Genomic DNA, 6353 nt, shown 5'->3' with positions numbered 1-6353 from the left:
GCGTGCGCCTCGGTCACCGCGAGTTCCTGCTCGCCGACGAGCCCGGCCTCGGCAAGACCGCGCAGGCGCTGCTCGCCGCCTCCGTCGCCGACGCGTACCCGCTGCTCGTCGTCGTCCCCAACGTCGTCAAGATGAACTGGAAGCGGGAGGTGGAGCGCTGGACGCCGCACCGCCGCGCGACCGTCATCCACGGCGACGGCGCGGGCCTCGACGCCTTCGCCGACGTCGTCATCGTCAACTACGAGGTCCTCGACCGGCACATCGGCTGGCTCCGGACGCTCGGCTTCCGCGGCATGGTCGTCGACGAGGCGCACTTCATCAAGAACCTGCAGTCGCAGCGCTCGAAGTTCGTGCTGGCGCTCGCCGAGAGCATCCGCCAGCGCCAGTCCGCGCCGCTGCTGATGGCGCTCACGGGCACCCCGCTCATCAACGACATCGACGACTTCCGGGCCATCTGGCAGTTCCTCGGCTGGATCGACGGCGACAAGCCGACGTCCGTCCTCATGGGCGAGCTCGAGGAGGCGGGCCTCACGCCCGCCGATCCCGGCTTCTTCGCGGAGGCACGACGCGCGGTCATCGACCTCGGCATCGTCCGCCGCCGGAAGATCGACGTGGCCACCGACCTGCCGTCCAAGCGGATCGCCGACCTCCCCGTCGAGCTCGACGACGACCTCGGCCGCTCCATCCGCCAGGCCGAGCGCGAGCTCGCCGCCCGCCTGGTGCGGCGCTTCACGGCGCTCGTCGGCGCGCGCGGCACCACCGTGCCGGACGTCCTCGACGGACCGGCGGCGGAGCGGGCGCACCTCGTGCGGCTCGTCGCGCAGTCGGAGCTCGACCAGGGCCAAGGCGCAGAAGACCGGGGAGAACGTCTTCACCATGGTCCGCCGCATCGGCCAGGCCAAGGCGGTGCTCGCCGCCGACTACGCCGCGCAGCTCGCGCGCTCGGTCGGCAAGGTCGTGTTCTTCGCCAAGCACGTCGACGTGATGGACCAGGCCGAGGCCACGTTCGCCAAGCGCGACATCCGCAGCGTTTCGATCCGCGGCGACCAGACTCCCGCGGCGCGCCAGGACGCCATCGACTCCTTCCAGAACGACCCCGAGGTGCAGGTCGTGGTCTGCTCGCTCACCGCGGCGGGCGTCGGCCTCAACCTGCAGGCCGCGTCGAACGTGGTGCTCGCCGAGCTCAGCTGGACCTCCGCCGGAGCAGCACGCAGGCCATCGACCGCGTGCACCGCATCGGCCAGGAGGAGCCCGTCACCGCGTGGCGCATCATCGCGGCGCAGACCATCGACGCGAAGATCGCCGAGCTCATCGACAGCAAGGCGGGCCTCGCGGCGCGCGCGCTCGACGGCGAGGACCTCGACGAGGCCGGATCCACGTCCGTCCAGCTCGATGCCCTGTCGCACCTGCTCGAGGAGGCGCTGGCCGCGGGCTGACCCGCGTCCCGTTCCACGCACGACGCCCCCGCGACCTGCTGGTCGCGGGGGCGCTGGTGCGTTCGCCGTCTGCTAGCCGCGGTCCCGGCATCGGCCATCCGTGGCCCGGCGGATCGGTAGGCGGCGGCGAAGACGAGGACGCCGACGACGAGCGCAGGGCCGAGATGCTCCCGTCGCCGCGCCCCACCCACCATCGGGACGACGACGAGCTGCGAGACGAGGAAGAAGGCCGTGAGGATGACGGCGTCGCGGAGGGCGCGGCGGCGGGCGGTGGCGGAGGTCGTCCTTCCCAGGCTGCTCGTCGAGGGCGAGCGGAGCGTGGACGATCCCCAGCCCGGTCAGCCGCGCTCGACCTTCCCGGCGCTCCCGCTCGGCCTTGCGCGCAGCGCGGCGCTCGCCAAGCAGGTTGCACGGCGTCCTGCGCGTCCTGCGTGGGGTTCGAGCGGGTGGTGCCGATGACGGCGAAGGCGATGAGGATCACGACGACGGCCATCACGGCGACGACGACGAAGGTGGGCACCACCGGCAGCTCCTCGGGGTCGGGGCATCAGCGTACCGAGCGAAGCGCCCGTTCAGTCCTCGAGGGTCGCGCCGCGCAGGTCCGGCAGCGTGAGCGCGGCGACGGCGGCCAGCGCGAAGACGCCCGCGAACACGCCGAACGGCAGCGCGACGCCGCCGAGCGCGAGCAGCGGCGGCACGCTGAGCGGCGCGATGATCAACGCGAGCCGCCGAATCCGGCCGCGCTGCCCGCCCGTCGCGCGCACGCGGGTCAGGGTACAGCTCGGGCGTCACCGCGTAGAGCGCGCCCCACGCGCCGAGGTTCGAGAACGACATGAGGGAGCCGAAGCGAGGATCGAGGTCACGTCGTCCGCGGTCCCGAAGAGGCCGGCCGACACAGCAGATCCGCGAGGAAGACCGCGAGCGTCATGCGGCGCCCCAGCGCTCCACGAGCCAGGCCGAGACCGCGTAGCCCGGCAGCTGCGCCAGCGTGATGAGCAGCGTGTACCCCGAAGGAGCGCACGAGCGAGAAGCCCTGCGCCACCAGCAGCGTCGGCAGCCAGATGAAGGCGCCGTAGTAGGCGAAGTTGACGCAGAACCACACGATCCAGAGGGAGAGGGTGCGGCGGCGCAGGCGCGCGCCGAACAGGTGCTCGCGGGGAGCGGCGTCGGCGGCGGGCGGGGCGGGCGCGACCTCGGCGGCGGGGTGGGGCGTCCGCGCGTCGTCCACCGGCGCCGCGGCTCCGGCCGACTCCTCCAGGTCGCGGACCACGCGCTCCGCCTCCGCGTGCCGGCCCTTCGCCTCGAGGAAGCGCACGGACTCCGGCAGCCGGAGCCGCACGAAGATCGCCCACACCGCGGGCACCGCGCCGAGCGCGAGCGCCCAGCGCCAGCCGTCCTCGCTCGTGGGGATGACCAGGTAGCCGACCAGCGCGGCCGCCGTCCAGCCGACCGCCCACGAGGACTCGAGGATGACGATGACCCGCCCGCGGATGCGCGCCGGAGCGAACTCGCTGACGAGGGTCGATGCGACCGGGAGCTCGGCGCCGAGGCCGAGGCCCACGACGAACCGCAGCGCGATGAGCGCGCCCACCGACATGGCGAGCGCGGACACGCCCGTCGCGAGGCCGTAGACGAGCGAGGCGTGAGGGCGAACACCTGGCGGCGGCCGATGCGGTCCGCCACGAGCCCCCCGACGCTCGCGCCGATCGCCATGCCGAGGAAGCCGGCCGACGCGACGAGGCCGAGCTGCCCGGCGTCCGCCTTCCACACCACGGCGAGCTGGGCGATGACGAACGAGATGAGGCCGACGTCCATCGCGTCGAGGGCCCAGCCGACGCCGCTTCCGCCGAGGATGCGGGAGTGGCCGCGGGTCCAGGGGAGGGCGTCGAGGCGCTGGGCGCAGGGAGGGCCGTGCGGTGGTCGTGGTCATGGTGGGGGCTCGCCGGGAGGCGCACGGCGCGCGGTGGTCGTCGTGTCGGCGGTGTGGAGGGCGGGCGACGCCGCGGGCGACGGCGGACACCGTCGGCGGCGGGTCGAGCGTAGCGCCGCGGCGGGCCGCCTCCGGGAGTGTGACGCCGGCGGTCGCGCACCGCGGGCGCCCGATGTGCGATGACCCCGGCGTGCGGCGTGCGGCATGCGGCACGCGGACCCTGGTCCGGGACGCGCCGCGACCCTAGGCTCGTCACCATGTCCGTCCCCACGCCCGTCGCCGTGGATGCCGGCCCCGCCGCGCGCCCGCCTCCTGCCCGCGCCGCTGGTCCTGCTGGTGGGCTTGGTACTCGTGCCGCTCGCGCTCGGCCTGGCGGCGAACAGCTGGTCGCCGCCGGACGCTGCGGCCTACGTGCGCATGGCCTTCGCCTCCGTCGCGGGGATCGTCGTCGCGATCGGCACGGTCGTCCTGCTCCTCGTCGACCGCATCCGGCACCGCGCGCCCGCGGGCACGATGGTCGCCCTGACCGTCGTGGTCGCGGTCTGGGGTGCGAGCAGCCTCGACTCCACCCTCGACCTGCTGCTGCAGCGGCTCGCCTCCCTGGGCTGAGCCCGGAGGACGCGCGCGGCGCCGCATGCTCGCGACGCCGGACGCGCGTGCCGGGCACGACCCGCCCGGCGCCGCATCAGCCGAGCGCCTCCGGGGCGCGGAAGAAGTCGCGCTCGTACGCCGCCGACAGGCGCGACGCCTCGAGCATGGCGCGGACCGGCGGAGCGGCCCCGCGAGGACCGCCGCCTCGTCCACGAGCTCGGCAGTTGCGCGCCGGGTCGCGGCCGTGAAGGCGGGATCGGCGTACGTCTCGAGCCACGCCGCGTACGGGTGCGCGGACCCGGCCGCCGCCGCGGCGGATCCCGCCGCATGGAGCCGCACGCCCACGTCGGCGTAGATCGTGAAGCAGGGCAGGAGCGCCGCGACGAGCACGGCGTAGTCGCTGCCGGCCGCGTGCGCGAGCAGGTGGTCGACGTAGGCGCGCGTCACCGGGCCGGCGACCGCGGGCGCGGGGTGCCGGGACAGCCACTCCTCGTGCAGCGTCGACTCGGCGGCGATCGCGTCGGCCGCGGACCGCGCCCAGCGCGACCTGCGCGTCGGGCGTCGGCGCGAGCTGGCTGGCCCGGGCGAGCACGCGGGAGTAGGCGCGGAGGTAGATCGCGTCCTGCGCGAGGTAGTGCGAGAACCACGCCTCCGGCAGGCTGCCGTCGCCGAGGCGGCGGACGAAGGGCAGGTCGTCGATCTCGCGGCGGAGGTCGGCGGATCCGGCCCACATCTACCTCCGAGACGGGCGGCAGGTGCGTGCCGGCGGCGTCCCACAACGCGCGCAGGTGGTCGAGCGGGCCGGCCCCCTCGCCGACGTCGAGGTCCTCGGCGTGCGCGAGGGATCCGGTGAGCCAGCCCCTCGCCTCCGTGAGCGCCGCGAGCCAGTCGCCGCGCCGCGGCTGCAGGGTCGCGAGCGCGCTCGAGAGGGAGCAGCCGGTGCCGTGCGTGCTCGTCGTGGCGATGCGCGGGCCGGGGACGACGTGGACGGCGGCGTCCGCGGCGTCGGAGCCGTCCGCGCCGTCCGCGCCGTCCCCGGCGGGCACGACGAGCGCGTGCCGGGCAGTCGTCCACGCGGAGGTGCCCGCCCTTGACGATCACGCGCACGCCGTGACGCGCGGCGAGGGCGCGGCCCTGCGCGAGCGCGGCGTCCCAGGCGTCGGCCTCGGGCTCGCCGAGGAGCGCGGCGAGCTCCGGCAGGTTGGGCGTCACGACGTCGGCGAGCGGGAGGAGGTGCCGCAGCGCCTCGGTGGCGTCGGCGTCGAGGAGGGCGTCGCCCGACTGGGCGACCATCACCCGATCGAGCACCACGACCGGCGGGCGCGCCGCGCGCAGCCAGTTCCGCCACCTCGTCCACCACGCGCGGCGGATCCGAGCATGCCGACCTTCACGGCGTCGATCACCACGTCGTCGGACACCGCGTCGAGCTGCGCCCGCAGGAATGCGACCGGCGGCACGTGGATCTCCCGCACGCCCCGCGTGTTCTGCGCCACGAGCGCCGTGACGACGGCCATCCCGTAGCCGCCGTTCGCCGCGATCGACTTGAGGTCGGCCTGCACGCCCGCGCCACCCGTCGGATCCGTGCCCGCGATGCTGAGGACGCGCGGGACGGCGCGGCTGCCGCGGGCCGTGCCGGAGGCCGCGGCGTGGTCGTGGTCGGCATCGGCGGACTCGTCGGCAGGGCGGAGTCGTCGCCGATGGGGGCGGGTTCGGCGGGCGCGGACGCCCCGCCCGCAGCCCGCCGCCCGCACCCGAAGCCCATGCCTCCGCGAGGTCGCGGCAGGCGGCCGCCGCGGGATCCTCGGCCGCGCACACCGCGGACACCACGGCGGTGCCCGCCCCGCCCGCGGCCGCCACCGCCGCCACGTCGTCCACGTCAACGCCGCCGATCGCGACGCACGGCACGGGGGAGAGGCCCGCGATGATGCCGAACCCGTCGTGCCCGAGCGGCGCCGGGTGGTCAGGGCTTGGTGCTGGTGGGCCGGATCACGCCGACGCCGAGGTAGTCGACCGTGCCGTCCGGCAGGGTGCGGACCGCCTCCACGTGCTCGGGGGCGTTCGCCGTGAGGCCGAGCACGAGGTGCCGGTCGGGGCTCGCGGCGTCGAGCATCCGCCGCACGAGGTCGGCCGGCGCGTCCGACTGCCCGACGTGGACCCCGTCCACCCGCGCGCCCCGGGCGAGCGCCGCGAGGACCACGTCGACGCGGTCGTCGACGAGGAGCACGGGCCGCGGCGCGGTCGGATGCGCGGCGGCGTGCGCGTCGATGACGGTGGCCGCCGCGAGCACGGTCGCCAGCAGGTCGGCCGCGCTCGCGTGCTTGTCGCGGATCTGCACGGCCGTCGCCCCGCCCGCGACCGCGGCCGCGACGACCGCGGGCACGCCGCGCGCGCCGCAG

General features: G+C 75.7%; 4 protein-coding genes and 7 pseudogenes. 2 read left to right on the top strand and 9 right to left on the bottom strand.

All coding sequences use genetic code 11. The features are described 5' to 3' along the window. Nucleotides 1-1436 (top strand): annotated as a pseudogene (locus ACZ411_RS04715) (DEAD/DEAH box helicase); the annotation flags it as partial. Between the two features lie 572 nt (nt 1437-2008). Here the strand turns inward: ACZ411_RS04715 and ACZ411_RS04710 are convergent. Both ACZ411_RS04710 and ACZ411_RS04705 read right to left on the bottom strand, forming a co-directional pair. Next, nucleotides 2009-2200 (bottom strand): hypothetical protein, encoded by a 192-nt coding sequence (locus ACZ411_RS04710; protein ID WP_464168886.1) that lies wholly within the window; start codon nt 2198-2200, stop codon nt 2009-2011. A 95-nt stretch (nt 2201-2295) separates the two neighbouring features. Further along, on the bottom strand, nt 2296-3048 hold the full coding sequence (locus ACZ411_RS04705) for an MFS transporter (RefSeq protein WP_464168884.1): 753 nt from the start codon (nt 3046-3048) through the stop codon (nt 2296-2298). Between the two features lie 603 nt (nt 3049-3651). Between ACZ411_RS04705 and ACZ411_RS04700 the strand changes: the two genes are divergently transcribed. After that, a complete protein-coding gene (locus tag ACZ411_RS04700; RefSeq protein ID WP_464168882.1) occupies nt 3652-3975 on the top strand; it encodes a hypothetical protein in 324 nt (107 codons plus the stop codon). A 264-nt stretch (nt 3976-4239) separates the two neighbouring features. Here the strand turns inward: ACZ411_RS04700 and ACZ411_RS04695 are convergent. The 7 genes and pseudogenes from ACZ411_RS04695 to ACZ411_RS04665 all read right to left on the bottom strand — a co-directional run. Further along, a pseudogene (locus ACZ411_RS04695) lies at nt 4240-4350 on the bottom strand (hypothetical protein); the annotation flags it as partial. Nucleotides 4351-4585: 235 nt separating this feature from the next. After that, nucleotides 4586-4690, bottom strand: a pseudogene (locus ACZ411_RS04690) (thiaminase II); the annotation flags it as partial. A 121-nt stretch (nt 4691-4811) separates the two neighbouring features. Beyond that, a pseudogene (locus ACZ411_RS04685) lies at nt 4812-5003 on the bottom strand (bifunctional hydroxymethylpyrimidine kinase/phosphomethylpyrimidine kinase); the annotation flags it as partial. An 85-nt stretch (nt 5004-5088) separates the two neighbouring features. Next, nucleotides 5089-5232, bottom strand: a pseudogene (locus ACZ411_RS04680) (bifunctional hydroxymethylpyrimidine kinase/phosphomethylpyrimidine kinase); the annotation flags it as partial. A 17-nt stretch (nt 5233-5249) separates the two neighbouring features. Further along, nucleotides 5250-5708: a bifunctional hydroxymethylpyrimidine kinase/phosphomethylpyrimidine kinase gene (locus ACZ411_RS04675; protein WP_464168880.1), complete on the bottom strand. Its 459-nt coding sequence runs from the start codon at nt 5706-5708 to the stop codon at nt 5250-5252. Between the two features lie 121 nt (nt 5709-5829). Then, a pseudogene (locus tag ACZ411_RS04670) lies at nt 5830-5880 on the bottom strand (hypothetical protein); the annotation flags it as partial. 37 nt (nt 5881-5917) lie between these two features. Further along, a pseudogene (locus ACZ411_RS04665) lies at nt 5918-6319 on the bottom strand (thiamine phosphate synthase); the annotation flags it as partial. Between the last annotated feature and the right edge of the window lie 34 nt (nt 6320-6353).

It is taken from the genome of Clavibacter sp. AC415, from assembly GCF_979252985.1.
The sequence above is the reverse complement of the archived record's forward strand: the minus strand, read 5'-3'. Positions and strand labels throughout refer to the sequence as shown.